General features: G+C 53.2%; 12 protein-coding genes, 1 tRNA gene, 3 rRNA genes and 1 other annotated feature. Of the genes, 10 read left to right on the top strand and 6 right to left on the bottom strand.

The annotated features are described in order from the left end of the window. Positions 1 to 12 precede the first annotated feature (12 nt). Positions 13 to 885 carry an SMP-30/gluconolactonase/LRE family protein gene (locus ES815_RS04245; RefSeq protein WP_142486758.1) on the top strand — a complete coding sequence of 291 codons (873 nt, stop codon included), beginning with the start codon at positions 13 to 15 and terminating at the stop codon, positions 883 to 885. Here the strand turns inward: ES815_RS04245 and pheA are convergent. From pheA to bamD, 4 genes are all read right to left on the bottom strand, one after another. Further along, entirely contained in the window at positions 882 to 2,042 is a 1,161-nt protein-coding gene (gene pheA, locus ES815_RS04240; protein ID WP_142486757.1) for a bifunctional chorismate mutase/prephenate dehydratase, read from the bottom strand. The genes ES815_RS04245 and pheA overlap by 4 nt on opposite strands. A gap of 30 nt (positions 2,043 to 2,072) precedes the next feature. Then, positions 2,073 to 2,198 (bottom strand) — a sequence feature (Phe leader region). After that, positions 2,150 to 2,197 carry a hypothetical protein gene (locus tag ES815_RS23835; RefSeq protein ID WP_193767862.1) on the bottom strand — a complete coding sequence of 16 codons (48 nt, stop codon included), beginning with the start codon at positions 2,195 to 2,197 and terminating at the stop codon, positions 2,150 to 2,152. (Overlaps the previous feature by 48 nt.) Before the next feature lie 110 nt (positions 2,199 to 2,308). Continuing rightward, positions 2,309 to 2,656 carry a ribosome-associated translation inhibitor RaiA gene (gene raiA, locus ES815_RS04235; RefSeq protein WP_142486756.1) on the bottom strand — a complete coding sequence of 116 codons (348 nt, stop codon included), beginning with the start codon at positions 2,654 to 2,656 and terminating at the stop codon, positions 2,309 to 2,311. A 271-nt stretch (positions 2,657 to 2,927) separates the two neighbouring features. Further along, positions 2,928 to 3,665 carry an outer membrane protein assembly factor BamD gene (gene bamD, locus ES815_RS04230; protein WP_142486755.1) on the bottom strand — a complete coding sequence of 246 codons (738 nt, stop codon included), beginning with the start codon at positions 3,663 to 3,665 and terminating at the stop codon, positions 2,928 to 2,930. A gap of 130 nt (positions 3,666 to 3,795) precedes the next feature. Between bamD and rluD the strand changes: the two genes are divergently transcribed. From rluD to ES815_RS04180, 9 genes are all read left to right on the top strand, one after another. Beyond that, positions 3,796 to 4,776: a 23S rRNA pseudouridine(1911/1915/1917) synthase RluD gene (gene rluD / locus ES815_RS04220; protein ID WP_142486754.1), complete on the top strand. Its 981-nt coding sequence runs from the start codon at positions 3,796 to 3,798 to the stop codon at positions 4,774 to 4,776. Continuing rightward, complete coding sequence (gene yfiH, locus ES815_RS04215) at positions 4,773 to 5,504, top strand: purine nucleoside phosphorylase YfiH (protein WP_142486753.1); 732 nt, start codon at positions 4,773 to 4,775, stop codon at positions 5,502 to 5,504. The genes rluD and yfiH overlap by 4 nt, the downstream gene beginning before the upstream one ends. 129 nt (positions 5,505 to 5,633) lie before the next feature. Next, the gene (clpB, locus tag ES815_RS04210; protein ID WP_142486752.1) at positions 5,634 to 8,207 is read left to right on the top strand and encodes an ATP-dependent chaperone ClpB; all 2,574 of its coding nucleotides are present in this window, start codon (positions 5,634 to 5,636) and stop codon (positions 8,205 to 8,207) included. Between the two features lie 431 nt (positions 8,208 to 8,638). After that, a 16S ribosomal RNA gene (locus ES815_RS04205) occupies positions 8,639 to 10,180 on the top strand. Positions 10,181 to 10,267: 87 nt separating this feature from the next. Next, positions 10,268 to 10,342 (top strand) — tRNA-Glu (locus tag ES815_RS04200). A gap of 220 nt (positions 10,343 to 10,562) precedes the next feature. Then, positions 10,563 to 13,468, top strand: a 23S ribosomal RNA gene (locus ES815_RS04195). Positions 13,469 to 13,559: 91 nt separating this feature from the next. Continuing rightward, a 5S ribosomal RNA gene (rrf, locus tag ES815_RS04190) occupies positions 13,560 to 13,675 on the top strand. The 16S, 23S and 5S rRNA genes sit together here with 1 tRNA gene alongside, the layout of an rRNA operon. A gap of 117 nt (positions 13,676 to 13,792) precedes the next feature. Next, on the top strand, positions 13,793 to 14,248 hold the full coding sequence (locus ES815_RS04185) for a DUF4385 domain-containing protein (protein WP_142486751.1): 456 nt from the start codon (positions 13,793 to 13,795) through the stop codon (positions 14,246 to 14,248). A 152-nt stretch (positions 14,249 to 14,400) separates the two neighbouring features. Next, a complete protein-coding gene (locus ES815_RS04180; protein ID WP_142486750.1) occupies positions 14,401 to 15,708 on the top strand; it encodes an MFS transporter in 1,308 nt (435 codons plus the stop codon). Here ES815_RS04180 and ES815_RS04175 read toward each other — a convergent pair. Both ES815_RS04175 and pssA read right to left on the bottom strand, forming a co-directional pair. Next, entirely contained in the window at positions 15,705 to 16,010 is a 306-nt protein-coding gene (locus ES815_RS04175) for a YfiM family lipoprotein (RefSeq protein WP_409518829.1), read from the bottom strand. The genes ES815_RS04180 and ES815_RS04175 overlap by 4 nt on opposite strands. Before the next feature lie 61 nt (positions 16,011 to 16,071). Further along, a complete protein-coding gene (gene pssA, locus ES815_RS04170) occupies positions 16,072 to 17,427 on the bottom strand; it encodes a CDP-diacylglycerol--serine O-phosphatidyltransferase (RefSeq protein ID WP_142486749.1) in 1,356 nt (451 codons plus the stop codon). Positions 17,428 to 17,498 lie beyond the last annotated feature (71 nt).

The raw sequence follows: 17,498 nt of genomic DNA, 5'->3' as shown, positions 1-17,498 counted from the left end.
TGGGGATCTGTCATGGCTGAACCACGCGTTTTGTTTGACTATACGGGGCACTTACCGGAGTGCCCGACCTGGAGCGAAGCGGAAAGCGCCCTTTACTGGGCGGATATTCTGGAAGGTGAGATCCATCGCTATCACCTCTCCACGGGTGAACATACGGTTTTATCCTTCCACGAAGAGGTAGGTTGCTTCGCATTGCGCGAGGGCGGGGGATTTATTGTCGCCATGCGCACGGGCATCTGGCTGGCGGACAAGCATGGCCTGCTGCAACGGAAAGTCTGTGATAATCCGTCGAACCCGCAGCTGGCGCGTTTTAATGACGGGGGAACCGATCATTTTGGCCGCTTCTATGCGGGCACCTTCTGGGCACCGGGCGACTACAACGGCGCCCTGCTGATGCGGATCGACAATGACCTGACGCCGGAGGTCATCCAGTGTGATATCCACGGGCATAACGGTCTGGCCTTCAGTGACGACAAGCGCTGGATGTATACCTCCGATACCCCTAATGCGGTGATCTACCGCACGCCGCTGGATGAGCAGGGTGAGCCGGGTAAACGGGAAGTTTTTCGCCGGTTCCAGCCGGGGGAGGGGATCCCGGATGGTGCGGCAGTGGATGTGGAAGGCTGTTACTGGAGCGCACTGTTTGACGGCTGGCGTATCGCACGCTTTTCACCGCAGGGTGAACAGCTGGAAGAGTATCGGTTGCCGGTGCGCTGTCCAACGATGGTCTGTTTCGGTGGTGATGATATGCAGACGCTGTTTATCACCACCACCCGTGAGAACATGGAGCCGCAGGAAGTGGCGGCATATCCTCTGTCGGGCGCCATTTTCACCCTGCCCGTCAGCGTGGCAGGGGTGAAGAAAGGGCCATTTATTGCGCGTTAAACCGGATCAACCGGGACCACGTTTTCGCTCGGATAGCAGCCCAGCACCTTCATCGAACGGGTGATCTCACCCAATTCACGCAGGGCTTTCTGCAGGGATGCAGATTCCAGGTTGGCCTGGATATCGAGATAAAACATCTCTTCCCACGGGTTGCCGTGAATCGGGCGCGATTCCAGTTTGGTCATGATCAGATTGTGATTGCGCAGCACCAGCAGGGCTTCTACCAGCGCACCGGCCTGCTGACCGGTGGCCATCAGCAGAGTGGTTTTGGCCGGAACCTGATCGGAGACGTTTATCGCCTTACGCGCCAGCACGATGAAGCGGGTAATGTTTTGCGTCTGGTTTGCCAGGTTACGCTCCAGCACCTGTAAACCATACAGCGCGCCGCCCGCTTCGCTGCCCAGCGCGGCCACTGTAGGGGAGTTGGCCTGCGCGACCTTTTCCATGGCCGCCGAGGTGCTCTCGGTATACTCAATTTTCCAGCCCGGATAACGGTTCAGGAACTGACTGCACTGCTGGAAAGGTTGCGGGTGGCTGTAGACGGTCTCGATTTTGTCGAGGTCGGTGGTGCCGGAAACCAGCACGCAGTGGTCGATAGGGATCGTCATCTCGCCAACCAGAGACAGGGTCGTGTGCTGGAGCAAATCGTAAACGTCGTTGATGGCACCGGAACTGGTGTTCTCAATCGGCACGACGGCGTAATCCGCTTGTCCGGTCTCCACCTGGTTGAAGATATCCGCGAACTTCGCGCAGCCGCTCTCAATAAACTCTTCGAAGTGACGGGCCGCATACTGACGTGCGGCAAGATGAGAGTAGGACCCTTTCGGTCCCAGGAAGGCAATTCGCGCCGAGTGCGGGTTGGTCTTGTTTAAATGCTGTTGCAGCAATGCCTGCTGCGTCAGGACGGAATCTTCAATGATCAGCTGGAACAGGCGGGTGATGTAATGCGCATCCAGATGGTGCGTTTTGCCAAGGTTAATCAGGCGTTCCAGCAGATCGCGTTCCCGATCGATATCGCGTACCGGACGATGCGACGCCAGCTTTGCCTTTCCTACCTCAACGGCCAGCGCACGGCGTTCGGCCAGCAATGATAGTAACTTTTCATCCAGAGCGCTGATCTTGTCTCGCAGATCCAGTAATGGGTTTTCCGGTGTCATAGCGTTGCCTTAATCATATTATCGTTATCAATAAAAAAGGCCCCCCGGTGTGGGAGGCCTTGTTGTTCGTCTTCGCATTCTTTATCACACGACGAAACGCCTCCCAATCAGGGGAAGGTAAAAAAGAATGCGAAGAAAAACGGCTTAACGGTCATGAATGATTCCTTCAGAAGACAGACTTAAAGTACCCGTACTGTTTTCACCCTGTCAATAAAAAACAAAAAACGCGCCCGAAGGCGCGTTGGCGATAGACTCAATGTAAAGGATTATTCATCTTCAGCTTCAACTTCTTCTGCGAAGCTAGCGTCTTTCACCGATGTTGTGGCGCGACGGGCTTCACCTTTGTGTTGCACTTTATTGAGCTGCCGTTCCAGCTTGTTAATCAAATCGTTGATTGCGGTGTACATATCCTCATGTTTCGCGCTGGCGACCAGGTGGCCGTTTGGAGTATTGATAGTTGCGTCAGCGATGAAACCCTGTGGCTCCTTAGAGAGAATGATATGCGGGTTAATCAAGTGTGTTTGCCATTTATCCAGTTTGGCGAGACGGTCTGCGACGTGCTGGCGGATTGCCGGAGTAATTTCCATTTGTTTACTGGTAATGTTCATTGTCATAAATTTTACCTCTTGTCTTTCCCGTCTTGGTGATTCCAGCATACCGTTCTCAATGTCAATTTGTGTGATCTAAATCACATTTTAATGTCCATTTTTGTCAACGGATTCTTTTTGTGAGGCAGGACAGGAAGAAGTAACTTTTACCTTGTCCCCGGAAGAAATTACGGCCATAGTTGATAGGATTGGTGCGGGCTAAACCGCTTCAGCTTAGTCCGAGAACGGATAAAAAAACGGCAGCCCTGAGGCTGCCGTTTTGCATCTTACTGAAGGATCAGGAGCTGCTGCTGTTAGCGGCGATGATCTTCGCGACTTTGTCAGCCTGGGAGTTCATCTGCAGTTCACGATAAGCATTTTCCATCAGCTTCAGGCCATCACGCGTTGCCTGAGTATCAGGGTAATCACGCAGCATGCCTTCAACACGGTTCACTACGGCAACGTATGCGCCACGGCGGGTATAGTATTCCGCAACAGAGTATTCGTATTTCGCCAGACGGTCTTTCAGGAACACCAGACGTTTGCTGGCATCCGTCACGTACTGGCTGTTCGGATAGCCGCGTACCAGTTTGGAGAAGTCATTGAACGCATCGCGGGCGTGCTGAGGATCGCGGTCAGAACGGTCAACCCCAAAGAAGCCCTGCAGAGCACTGTCATCCAGCGCCATGTTGGTCAGGCCGCGCATATACATGACGTAATCAATATTGGGATGAGTCGGGTTCAGACGCATGAAGCGATCAATCGTCGCCTGGGCCAGTGGCAGATCGGCATTTTTATAGTAGGCGTAGATCAGATCCAACTGTACCTGCTGGGAATACGGGCCAAATGGATAACGATTATCCAGCGCTTCCAGTTGCGTTATCGCCTGTTTCCAGTTACCGTCCTGCAGCTTTTGCTGAGCAGTCGCATAGATTTCATTCGGCGGATTGTCAGGGACCTGTTCATTCGAACCGGAGCAGCCCACCAAAGCCAGGCTCAACGTGGCCGCTGCCACCAGATATTTCATGCGCGTCATGACGTTTTGACTTTCCTCAAATGTTTGTCCGGGAGAATCTCTTTCCTGCTCCCGATTAAGACCAGCTACAATAGCACACTATATTAAACGGCAAAGCCGTAAAACCCAACGTTAAACGAAGAAGCAGTCTATGGCACAACGAGTAGAACTCACCGCAACAGTCTCCGAAAAACAGCTCGGACAACGCTTAGATCAGGCTTTGGCCGAAATGTTCCCTGATTATTCGCGTTCACGTATAAAAGAATGGATTCTTGACCAGCGCGTGCTGGTAAACGGCAAGATCTGGGACAAGCCAAAAGAGAAAGTGTTGGGTGGGGAAGCGGTCGCCATCAATGCTGACATCGAAGAAGAAGTCCGTTTCGAACCTCAGGATATCCCCCTGAATATCGTCTACGAAGATGACGACATTCTGGTGATCAACAAGCCACGTGACTTTGTTGTACACCCTGGCGCAGGCAACCCTGATGGCACAGTGCTGAATGCGCTGCTGCACTATTATCCGCCAATCGCTGACGTCCCGCGTGCCGGGATTGTTCACCGTCTGGATAAAGACACCACCGGCCTGATGGTCGTTGCAAAGACCATTCCGGCGCAAACGCGTCTGGTTGAGTCACTGCAGCTGCGTGAAATTACCCGTGAGTACGAAGCAGTCGCGATTGGTCATATGACCTCTGGCGGCACGGTAGAACAGCCTATCAGCCGCCATCCAACCAAGCGTACCCATATGTCCGTTCATCCGATGGGCAAACCGGCGGTCACGCACTATCGCATCATGGAACATTTCCGCATTCATACGCGCCTGCGTCTGCGTCTGGAAACCGGCCGTACTCACCAGATCCGTGTGCATATGTCGCACATCACCCATCCGCTGGTGGGCGATCAGCTGTACGGTGGTCGTCCGCGCCCACCGAAAGGGGCCTCCGAGGAGTTTATCGCGATGCTGCGTAAATTCGACCGCCAGGCTCTGCATGCGACCATGCTGCGTCTCTATCATCCGATCACCGGCATTGAGATGGAGTGGCATGCGCCAATCCCACAGGACATGGTGGATCTTATCGACGCCATGCGCGCCGATTTTGAAGAGCATAAGGACGACGTGGACTGGTTATGACCAAACTGATTGTCCCGGAGTGGCCAGCGCCAGAAGGCGTAGCGGCCTGCAGTTCCACCCGCATAGGTGGCGTGAGTGAGGGAGCCTGGGAGTCATTAAACCTGGGCGCGCACTGTGGCGATAATCTCAATCATGTGGAAGAGAATCGTAAGCGGTTGTTTGCAGCAGGCCAGTTGCCGTCGAAACCGGTCTGGCTTGAGCAGGTTCATGGTACGGCTGTTCTCGGTCTTACCGGCGAACCCTATGCCTCGAAACGCGCCGATGCCTCTTACAGCAATACTCCGGGTACAGTCTGCGCCGTTATGACCGCCGACTGCCTGCCGGTGCTTTTCTGCAACCGTGCAGGCACCGAAGTGGCTGCCGCCCATGCGGGCTGGCGTGGATTGTGTGCCGGCGTGCTGGAAGAGACCGTTGCCTGTTTTGCTGACAGCGCGGATAACATTCTCGCCTGGCTCGGCCCGGCGATTGGCCCGCAGGCCTTTGAAGTGGGTCCGGAAGTTCGTGAGGCCTTTATGGCGCATGACCCGCAGGCGGAGAGTGCTTTTTGTCCGGCGGGGGAGAAGTACATGGCGGATATTTATCAGCTTGCCCGTCAACGCCTGACCCATCTCGGTATCAGCCAGATCTATGGCGGCGATCGCTGCACTTTCACCGAAAAGGGTGATTTCTTTTCCTATCGCCGCGACAAGACGACCGGGCGTATGGCAAGTTTCATTTGGCTGATATAACCTATAGAATCAAGACGATCCGGTACGCGCCGTTTTCTTTTCGCATAATTCAGGTCATTCACCTTGAATAATTGAGGGATGACCTCATTTAATCTCCAGTAGCAATTTTGACCTGTTATGGGAGGAGTTATGCGTCTGGATCGTCTTACTAATAAATTCCAGCTTGCTCTCGCTGATGCCCAGTCACTCGCACTGGGGCACGACAACCAATTTATCGAACCTCTTCATCTCATGAGCGCCTTACTGAATCAGGAAGGGGGATCGGTTCGTCCTTTACTCACGTCTGCCGGCGTTAATGCGGGCCAGTTACGTACCGCCATCGATCAGGCATTAAGCCGTTTACCCCAGGTAGAGGGCACGGGCGGGGATGTACAACCGTCCCAGGATCTGGTTCGCGTATTAAACCTTTGTGACAAACTGGCGCAGAAACGCGGCGACAACTTTATTTCGTCAGAGCTCTTTGTTCTGGCGGCGCTTGAATCACGCGGCACCTTGACTGACCTGCTGAAAACGGCCGGCGCAACTACCGCCAACGTGACGCAGGCGATTGCACAGATGCGCGGAGGGGAAAACGTGAACGACCAGGGTGCTGAAGACCAGCGTCAGGCATTGAAGAAATATACGGTCGACCTGACCGAGCGCGCCGAGCAGGGCAAGCTTGACCCGGTCATTGGCCGTGACGAAGAGATCCGCCGTACGATTCAGGTCCTGCAGCGCCGGACCAAAAATAACCCTGTACTGATCGGTGAGCCGGGTGTCGGTAAAACCGCCATTGTTGAAGGGCTGGCGCAGCGCATCGTTAATGGTGAAGTCCCGGAAGGTTTGAAAGGCCGTCGCGTGCTCGCGCTGGATATGGGCGCGCTGGTGGCGGGGGCAAAATACAGGGGCGAATTCGAAGAGCGCTTAAAAGGCGTACTCAACGACCTGGCGAAACAGGAAGGCAACGTCATTCTGTTTATTGACGAGCTGCACACCATGGTCGGTGCCGGTAAAGCGGACGGCGCCATGGATGCCGGGAACATGCTGAAACCAGCGCTGGCACGCGGTGAGCTGCACTGTGTCGGGGCCACCACGCTCGATGAGTATCGTCAGTACATTGAAAAAGATGCCGCACTGGAACGCCGCTTCCAGAAAGTGTTTGTGGCTGAACCGACAGTGGAAGACACCATCGCCATTCTGCGTGGTCTGAAAGAACGCTATGAGCTGCATCACCACGTGCAGATCACCGATCCGGCCATCGTGGCGGCAGCGACCTTGTCACATCGTTATATTGCTGACCGACAGCTACCGGACAAAGCGATCGACCTTATTGACGAAGCCGCTTCCAGCATTCGTATGCAGATTGACTCGAAACCGGAAGAGCTGGACAGGCTCGATCGGCGAATCATTCAGCTCAAGCTTGAACAGCAGGCGCTGAAGAAAGAGTCTGATGAGGCGAGTAAGAAGCGCCTGGATATGCTTAATGAAGAGCTGGAAGACAAAGAGCGTCAATATTCTGGCTTAGAAGAGGAGTGGAAGGCGGAGAAAGCCTCCCTTTCCGGTACTCAGACGATTAAAGCCGAGCTTGAGCAGGCGAAGATTGCCATCGAGCAGGCACGTCGCGTGGGCGATCTGGCGCAGATGTCTGAGCTCCAGTACGGCAAAATTCCGGAGCTGGAAAAACAGCTGGCGGCGGCGACCCAGCTGGAAGGCAAAACCATGCGTCTGTTACGTAATAAAGTGACGGAAACAGAAATCGCCGACGTGCTGGCGCGCTGGACCGGTATTCCGGTCGCCAGAATGATGGAGAGCGAGCGCGACAAGTTACTGCGTATGGAGGAAGACCTTCACCATCGGGTTATTGGCCAGGATGAAGCGGTGGAAGCGGTATCGAACGCCATTCGCCGTAGCCGTGCGGGTTTGTCCGATCCTAACCGTCCGATTGGCTCCTTCCTGTTCCTCGGGCCGACCGGGGTAGGTAAGACGGAGCTTTGTAAGGCGCTGGCAAACTTCATGTTCGACAGTGATGATGCAATGGTGCGCATTGACATGTCCGAGTTTATGGAAAAACATTCCGTGTCGCGTCTCGTAGGGGCACCTCCGGGCTATGTTGGTTATGAAGAGGGCGGGTATCTGACAGAAGCGGTTCGCCGTCGTCCGTATTCCGTTATCCTGCTGGATGAAGTTGAAAAGGCGCATCCGGATGTGTTCAACATCCTGCTGCAGGTGCTGGATGATGGTCGCCTGACGGACGGGCAGGGGAGAACGGTCGATTTCCGTAATACGGTCGTCATTATGACCTCGAACCTCGGTTCCGATCTGATTCAGGAACGCTTTGGTGAGCTGGATTATGGTCATATGAAGGATCTGGTGCTGGGCGTGGTGAGCCACAGCTTCCGTCCTGAGTTCATCAACCGTATCGATGAAGTGGTGGTCTTCCATCCGCTGGGTGAGAAACACATTGCCTCGATTGCCCGTATTCAGCTGCAACGTTTGTATAAACGTCTGGAAGAGCGTGGATATGAAATGCAGATTGCGGATGACGCGCTGCAGCTGCTGAGTGCGAACGGGTACGATCCGGTGTACGGCGCTCGTCCTTTAAAACGCGCTATTCAGCAACAGATAGAAAACCCGCTGGCTCAGCAAATCCTTTCCGGGAAGCTAATCCCGGGCAAAACGATACAGCTGGTGAAAAAAGACGACCAGATTGTGGCAGTGCAGTAAGTCACAAAAAGGCAAAAACGAGCCCCCAGGGGCTCGTTTTTGTTTAAAAACCAGGCAAGAATAGAGGTCTGGATACAGAATTGCCTGGAAAGTGAGCGGTCAGTAAATAATTTTCACTTTATACTTGCCAGCCCAGAAGAACTGCCTATAATGCGCCTCCACTGACACGGAACAACGGCAAACAAGCCGCCGGGTCAGCAGAGAAAAGCGTGAAATTATCGCTTGACTCTGAAGCGGGAAAGCGTAGTATGCACAACCCGCGCCGCAGCGAAAAACGAAGCGGCACTGCTCTTTAACAATTTATCAGACAATCTGTGTGGGCACTCAAAGTGACATGGATTCTTAACGTCGCAAGACGATAAATGAATACCAAAGTCTCTGAGTGAACATACGTAATTCATTACGAAGTTTAATTCACGAGCATCAAACTTAAATTGAAGAGTTTGATCATGGCTCAGATTGAACGCTGGCGGCAGGCCTAACACATGCAAGTCGAGCGGCAGCGGGAAGTAGCTTGCTACTTTGCCGGCGAGCGGCGGACGGGTGAGTAATGTCTGGGAAACTGCCTGATGGAGGGGGATAACTACTGGAAACGGTAGCTAATACCGCATAACGTCGCAAGACCAAAGAGGGGGACCTTCGGGCCTCTTGCCATCAGATGTGCCCAGATGGGATTAGCTAGTAGGTGGGGTAACGGCTCACCTAGGCGACGATCCCTAGCTGGTCTGAGAGGATGACCAGCCACACTGGAACTGAGACACGGTCCAGACTCCTACGGGAGGCAGCAGTGGGGAATATTGCACAATGGGCGCAAGCCTGATGCAGCCATGCCGCGTGTATGAAGAAGGCCTTCGGGTTGTAAAGTACTTTCAGCGAGGAGGAAGGCGGTGAGGTTAATAACCTCATCGATTGACGTTACTCGCAGAAGAAGCACCGGCTAACTCCGTGCCAGCAGCCGCGGTAATACGGAGGGTGCAAGCGTTAATCGGAATTACTGGGCGTAAAGCGCACGCAGGCGGTCTGTCAAGTCGGATGTGAAATCCCCGGGCTCAACCTGGGAACTGCATTCGAAACTGGCAGGCTAGAGTCTTGTAGAGGGGGGTAGAATTCCAGGTGTAGCGGTGAAATGCGTAGAGATCTGGAGGAATACCGGTGGCGAAGGCGGCCCCCTGGACAAAGACTGACGCTCAGGTGCGAAAGCGTGGGGAGCAAACAGGATTAGATACCCTGGTAGTCCACGCCGTAAACGATGTCGACTTGGAGGTTGTTCCCTTGAGGAGTGGCTTCCGGAGCTAACGCGTTAAGTCGACCGCCTGGGGAGTACGGCCGCAAGGTTAAAACTCAAATGAATTGACGGGGGCCCGCACAAGCGGTGGAGCATGTGGTTTAATTCGATGCAACGCGAAGAACCTTACCTACTCTTGACATCCAGAGAACTTAGCAGAGATGCTTTGGTGCCTTCGGGAACTCTGAGACAGGTGCTGCATGGCTGTCGTCAGCTCGTGTTGTGAAATGTTGGGTTAAGTCCCGCAACGAGCGCAACCCTTATCCTTTGTTGCCAGCGGTTAGGCCGGGAACTCAAAGGAGACTGCCAGTGATAAACTGGAGGAAGGTGGGGATGACGTCAAGTCATCATGGCCCTTACGAGTAGGGCTACACACGTGCTACAATGGCGCATACAAAGAGAAGCGACCTCGCGAGAGCAAGCGGACCTCATAAAGTGCGTCGTAGTCCGGATTGGAGTCTGCAACTCGACTCCATGAAGTCGGAATCGCTAGTAATCGTAGATCAGAATGCTACGGTGAATACGTTCCCGGGCCTTGTACACACCGCCCGTCACACCATGGGAGTGGGTTGCAAAAGAAGTAGGTAGCTTAACCTTCGGGAGGGCGCTTACCACTTTGTGATTCATGACTGGGGTGAAGTCGTAACAAGGTAACCGTAGGGGAACCTGCGGTTGGATCACCTCCTTACCTTAAAGAACCTGCCTTTGCAGTGCTCACACAGATTGTCTGATGAAAAGTAACGAGCAAGACGGCTGCGAAGTCGCGACACATCGTGTCCCCTTCGTCTAGCGGTTAGGACTCCGCCCTTTCACGGCGGCAACAGGGGTTCGAATCCCCTAGGGGACGCCACTTGCTGGGTGTGAGTGAAAGGCACAACCAATCAGTATCTCAAAACTAACTCTCTGAGTTACGTTTGAGATATTTGCTCTTTAAAAATCTGGATCAAGCTGAAAATTGAAACGACACGCCGTGTCTGTTCTCCGTAATAAGAGCAGATAAGCGGTGTGTCAGAGTCTCTCAAATTTTCGCAAGTCGATGATGAATCGAAAGAAACATCTTCGGGTTGTGAGGTTAAGCGACCAAGCGTACACGGTGGATGCCTAGGCAGTCAGAGGCGATGAAGGACGTGCTAATCTGCGATAAGCGTCGGTAAGGTGATATGAACCGTTATAACCGACGATTTCCGAATGGGGAAACCCAGTGTGTTTCGACACACTATCGTTAAGTGAATACATAGCTTAACGAAGCGAACCAGGGGAACTGAAACATCTAAGTACCCTGAGGAAAAGAAATCAACCGAGATTCCCCCAGTAGCGGCGAGCGAACGGGGAGCAGCCCAGAACCTGAATCAGCGTATGTATTAGTGGAAGCGTCTGGAAAGTCGCAGGGTACAGGGTGATACTCCCGTACACAAAAATACATGCACTGTGAGTTCGAAGAGTAGGGCGGGACACGTGGTATCCTGTCTGAATATGGGGGGACCATCCTCCAAGGCTAAATACTCCTGACTGACCGATAGTGAACCAGTACCGTGAGGGAAAGGCGAAAAGAACCCCGGCGAGGGGAGTGAAAAAGAACCTGAAACCGTGTACGTACAAGCAGTGGGAGCACCCTTGTGGTGTGACTGCGTACCTTTTGTATAATGGGTCAGCGACTTATATTCTGTAGCAAGGTTAACCGTATAGGGGAGCCGAAGGGAAACCGAGTCTTAACTGGGCGTTAAGTTGCAGGGTATAGACCCGAAACCCGGTGATCTAGCCATGGGCAGGTTGAAGGTTGGGTAACACTAACTGGAGGACCGAACCGACTAATGTTGAAAAATTAGCGGATGACCTGTGGCTGGGGGTGAAAGGCCAATCAAACCGGGAGATAGCTGGTTCTCCCCGAAAGCTATTTAGGTAGCGCCTCGTGAATTCATCTCCGGGGGTAGAGCACTGTTTCGGCTAGGGGGCCATCCCGGCTTACCAACCCGATGCAAACTGCGAATACCGGAGAATGTTATCACGGGAGACACACGGCGGGTGCTAACGTCCGTCGTGAAGAGGGAAACAACCCAGACCGCCAGCTAAGGTCCCAAAGTCATGGTTAAGTGGGAAACGATGTGGGAAGGCACAGACAGCCAGGATGTTGGCTTAGAAGCAGCCATCATTTAAAGAAAGCGTAATAGCTCACTGGTCGAGTCGGCCTGCGCGGAAGATGTAACGGGGCTAAACCATGCACCGAAGCTGCGGCAGCGACACTATGTGTTGTTGGGTAGGGGAGCGTTCTGTAAGCCGTCGAAGGTGTGCTGTGAGGCATGCTGGAGGTATCAGAAGTGCGAATGCTGACATAAGTAACGATAAAGCGGGTGAAAAACCCGCTCGCCGGAAGACCAAGGGTTCCTGTCCAACGTTAATCGGGGCAGGGTGAGTCGACCCCTAAGGCGAGGCCGAAAGGCGTAGTCGATGGGAAACAGGTTAATATTCCTGTACTCGGTGTTACTGCGAAGGGGGGACGGAGAAGGCTATGTTGGCCGGGCGACGGTTGTCCCGGTTTAAGCATGTAGGCGGAGGTTCCAGGTAAATCCGGAGCCTTACTAACGCTGAGGTGTGATGACGAGGCACTACGGTGCTGAAGCAACAAATGCCCTGCTTCCAGGAAAAGCCTCTAAGCATCAGGTAACATCAAATCGTACCCCAAACCGACACAGGTGGTCAGGTAGAGAATACCAAGGCGCTTGAGAGAACTCGGGTGAAGGAACTAGGCAAAATGGTGCCGTAACTTCGGGAGAAGGCACGCTGATATGTAGGTGAAGCCCCTGCGGGTGGAGCTGAAATCAGTCGAAGATACCAGCTGGCTGCAACTGTTTATTAAAAACACAGCACTGTGCAAACACGAAAGTGGACGTATACGGTGTGACGCCTGCCCGGTGCCGGAAGGTTAATTGATGGGGTTAGCGGCAACGCGAAGCTCTTGATCGAAGCCCCGGTAAACGGCGGCCGTAACTATAACGGTCCTAAGGTAGCGAAATTCCTTGTCGGGTAAGTTCCGACCTGCACGAATGGCGTAATGATGGCCAGGCTGTCTCCACCCGAGACTCAGTGAAATTGAAATCGCTGTGAAGATGCAGTGTACCCGCGGCAAGACGGAAAGACCCCGTGAACCTTTACTATAGCTTGACACTGAACACTGGTCCTTGATGTGTAGGATAGGTGGGAGGCTTTGAAGCGTGGACGCCAGTCTGCGTGGAGCCATCCTTGAAATACCACCCTTTAATGGCTGGTGTTCTAACGTAGACCCGTAATCCGGGTTGCGGACAGTGTCTGGTGGGTAGTTTGACTGGGGCGGTCTCCTCCTAAAGAGTAACGGAGGAGCACGAAGGTTAGCTAATCCTGGTCGGACATCAGGAGGTTAGTGCAATGGCATAAGCTAGCTTGACTGCGAGAGTGACGGCTCGAGCAGGTGCGAAAGCAGGTCATAGTGATCCGGTGGTTCTGTATGGAAGGGCCATCGCTCAACGGATAAAAGGTACTCCGGGGATAACAGGCTGATACCGCCCAAGAGTTCATATCGACGGCGGTGTTTGGCACCTCGATGTCGGCTCATCACATCCTGGGGCTGAAGTAGGTCCCAAGGGTACGGCTGTTCGCCGTTTAAAGTGGTACGCGAGCTGGGTTTAGAACGTCGTGAGACAGTTCGGTCCCTATCTGCCGTGGGCGCTGGAGAATTGAGGGGGGCTGCTCCTAGTACGAGAGGACCGGAGTGGACGCATCACTGGTGTTCGGGTTGTCATGCCAATGGCACTGCCCGGTAGCTAAATGCGGAAGAGATAAGTGCTGAAAGCATCTAAGCACGAAACTTGCCCCGAGATGAGTTCTCCCTGAGCCTTTAAGGCTCCTGAAGGAACGTTGAAGACGACGACGTTGATAGGTCGGGTGTGTAAGCGCAGCGATGCGTTGAGCTAACCGATACTAATGAACCGTGAGGCTTAACCTTACAACGCCGAAGCTGTTTCGGCGGATTTGAGAGATTTTCAGCTGATACAGATTATTCACTGCGCCTGCGGGTGGGGTGACAACAGAATTTGCCTGGCGGCTGTAGCGCGGTGGTCCCACCTGACCCCATGCCGAACTCAGAAGTGAAACGCCGTAGCGCCGATGGTAGTGTGGGGTCTCCCCATGCGAGAGTAGGGAACTGCCAGGCATTAATTAAAGAAACCCCGTACCGCAAGGTACGGGGTTTTTTGCTTTTCCCTCGGTCCGGGCAAAATCAACAATCTCTGGCTAAAATAACAAGATACGCATTGTCAGCGAGGTTATTTTGCCGAACCCCCCCTTTAACTACGACCAGGATTTTGCCAACACCAACTTTCGTGACCACCCCGAACTTTATCAGGTAGGACGGGGAGAGCAGGGTGTTCTGCTGGTTGAACCTTACAAAAGCGAAATTCTGCCCCACTGGCGATACAAAAATGCTGAAGTTGCGACCAAATCTGCTCAGGAGATTTACGCGCTGTTTGAGCAGTACCGTCAGCAAAACGATTTTGTGGGTATGGATATGGCGAGAAAATTTATTCAGATGGGATATACCCGCGCCAGGCGCTACGCCAACCACAAAGGCGGGAAAAAGTACGATGATGAACGCAATGTTCGTCCGTTAGATCACGATCCTGTTAAAGCCGAAGCGGCAAAAATCTTTAAAGGATGGTGGGATAAAATTCGCGCCGACGAAGATTATTTGCAAAGAAAACAAGCGCATCAAAAAAAGTGGGGATAATGATATAACTCGCGGTAGCGCCCGTTTTATGATTTGTCTCACAAAATGAAATGAAACATAAAAGAAACAATTTTTTTACCTAACGTTAAATTTTAAATCTGGTTTTACTGGAATGGGTGCAATGGCCCGCAATGTAAGACAGGGGATTTAAAATGACAGAAACCGTAGCAAGTACAGATACGGATAGTAAAAAAGCAGCAGACGGCGATACTCGCCGCAGGATCTGGGCAATTGTCGGCGCCTCTTCAGGTAATCTGGTTGAGTGGTTCGACTTTTACGTTTACTCGTTTTGCTCACTCTATTTTGCCCATATCTTCTTCCCATCCGGCAACACTACTACTCAACTGCTGCAAACCGCAGGTGTCTTCGCCGCTGGCTTTTTAATGCGTCCGATTGGCGGCTGGCTGTTTGGCCGCATTGCCGATCGAAAAGGGCGAAAAGCCTCCATGCTGATCTCCGTCTGCATGATGTGTTTCGGCTCTTTGGTAATCGCATGTCTGCCCGGCTATGACGCGATTGGCACATGGGCACCGGCCTTACTGTTGCTGGCGCGTTTGTTCCAGGGGCTCTCAGTCGGTGGAGAATATGGCACAAGCGCGACCTATATGAGTGAAGTTGCAGTGGAAGGGCGTAAAGGCTTTTATGCCTCATTTCAGTACGTGACGCTGATAGGCGGTCAGCTGTTGGCTATCCTGGCGGTGGTGATCCTGCAGCAGGTATTGAGTGATGAAGATCTCCGTGCATGGGGATGGCGTATTCCTTTTGCGCTCGGCGCGGTACTTGCCGTGGTGGCGTTGTGGTTACGCCGCCAGCTGGATGAAACCTCCCGAAAAGAGGTGAGAGCGTTAAAAGAGGCAGGTTCATTTAAAGGTTTGTGGCGTAACCGAAAGGCATTTTTGATGGTGCTCGGCTTTACAGCAGGGGGGTCACTCACCTTCTATACCTTCACGACCTACATGCAGAAGTATCTGGTTAATACCACAGGTATGCATGCTAACGTAGCGAGTATGGTCATGACGGTGGCGCTATTTATCTTTATGCTCATTCAGCCCATCATCGGCGCGCTGTCGGATAAAATCGGACGGCGTAGCTCTATGCTGATTTTTGGCGGGTTGTCGACGTTGTGCACTGTGCCCATTCTCACGGCACTTCAGCATGTCTCCTCTCCTTATGCCGCTTTTGCTCTGGTGATGGTAGCGCTGGTCATTGCCAGTTTTTACACCTCTATCAGCGGCATTCTTAAGGCAGAGATGTTTCCGGCGCAGGTACGTGCATTGGGCGTTGGGTTGTCTTATGCGGTGGCTAATGCCCTGTTTGGCGGCTCAGCGGAGTACGTCGCGCTGTCACTAAAATCGGCAGGCAGTGAGACGGTCTTCTTCTGGTACGTCACGCTGATGGGCGCGCTGGCATTTATTGTCTCGTTGATGCTGCACCGAAAAGGGAAAGGGGTCCGCCTTTAGTGCTCTGCCAGTTGCCACAGGGTATAGCCGGTCGTAGCCCCGGCGATATCCCAGGCAAAATCTTTCCAGCTCCAGCCGCTCCCCGCCGGGCGGCTGTCCCACAGCTCCTTCGATGCTCCCAGGCTTACCGAAAACATCAGGCCGTATGCCGCGCTGCGATCGCGACTAAAACCCTGGCGTTGAGCGTATTCATTGCCCGCCGCCGATAGCATCGCCGAGGCTAAAAAGTGTTGCGCTTTATCCTGACCAGACCAGCTATCCTGAGCCATATGGCTGCAGCCAGACAGTACCAGACAGCCCATTAACAGGAAATAACGCACAACGACCTCCATAAAAAAGCCCCGTCGAGGACAGGGCTGAAGATTACAAAATGCGGCTAATCAGGCGATCGATTCGGATCCTGCGCAGGCGGCGGATCAACTTTCTGACCTTGACCGGGTAATCAGCAATGCTCTGCAGATCGCGGTAGTGGTTAACCACAGTGGTGTGGGTGCGGATCAGCTCCAGCTCGCGATCGCGCTGAGCGGCCAGCTCGTGACGAGGGTCGTGGATCAGAATGGCATTCTCCAGATCCAGTCGCCATGCGCGCGGGTTGAGGTTATTCCCCGTCAGCAGCATCCACTCATCATCAACCCACATCCCTTTCAGGTGATAGCTGTTGTCTTCATCTTTCCAGAGACGCACCACCAGCTGATCGGTATTTACATAATACTGCAGGCGACTGAGGAAGCGGCGAAGGTTGATCTCATACAGATAAGGCAGGGCGCCGATAATCTTAAACGGCTGATCTTCCGGGATGAAGAAATCGTTCGCGGTTTTATCGCCGACGATAATCTCAACCTTTTTACCGTCGCGTAAAAGCTGAATGATATTACGCACCAGCACGGCCGGCAGGTTGAAGTACGGCGTACAGATGGTCAGCTTATGCTCGGTGCACGGCATAAGATGGAAGATGGTTTTGTTGAGCAGGCTGGATTTGCCCAGACCCACCAGCGGGGTCACCGCAAGCTGTTCGTTATCTGCATCGCCCTGGAAATGGAACATGGCATCGCGCAGTTCCTGACGGAAAAGGCGAATATCATTTTTAATCTCCGGGCTTTTTGGACGATGAGGATCGTCAAGGCGATTCACGCCGCGACCGTGCACCAGATGCTGATCCACCCACTCGAACATAACGTCTGCCATGCGGGCATTACGCACCAGGTGATAGCGATCGTAACGGTATTTATCGAGCTGATGCAGATAGACATCATTCAGGCTCGCGCCGCTATACAGCACGCTGTCATCAATAATGAAGCCTTTGAAATGGAGGACACCGAGTGCTTCGCGGGTGTTAACCGGAACACCATAAACCGCGACTTCTACGCCAGGGTTCTCCTGCGCCATGCGGCAATACCAGTCGGCATTGGTGTTGGATGCGGCCGCACCAATACGGCCGCGCTGGGCGCGGTGCCAGTCAACCAGGATGCGTACATCCAGTTCCGGGCGCTGACGTTTGGCCTCGTATACCGCACGTAAAATGGCGCTGCCGCCTTCATCCTGTTCCAGATAAAGCGCGATAATGCAGATACGATGCGTTGCGCTGGCAATTTTTTCCAGTAGCGTCTCCCGAAAATCGGCGGGAGCATAAAAGAACTCTACATCATCAACTGACTGAGAAATCTTCGGTAGTTGAGCAAGGTGTTGTTGATGTTTATTACGCTTAAATTTGGACAACATCACAGTGCGTTTCTTCTCTGTTCATTGAAGGATTATATGGACTATGCAGACAACAGAAGCGGGCAATCATA

It is taken from the genome of Leclercia adecarboxylata, assembly GCF_006874705.1.
GTDB classification, from domain to species: domain Bacteria; phylum Pseudomonadota; class Gammaproteobacteria; order Enterobacterales; family Enterobacteriaceae; genus Enterobacter; species Enterobacter adecarboxylatus_C.
Note: the sequence above shows the minus strand (reverse complement) of the source record. Positions and strands in the feature narration are given on the sequence as shown.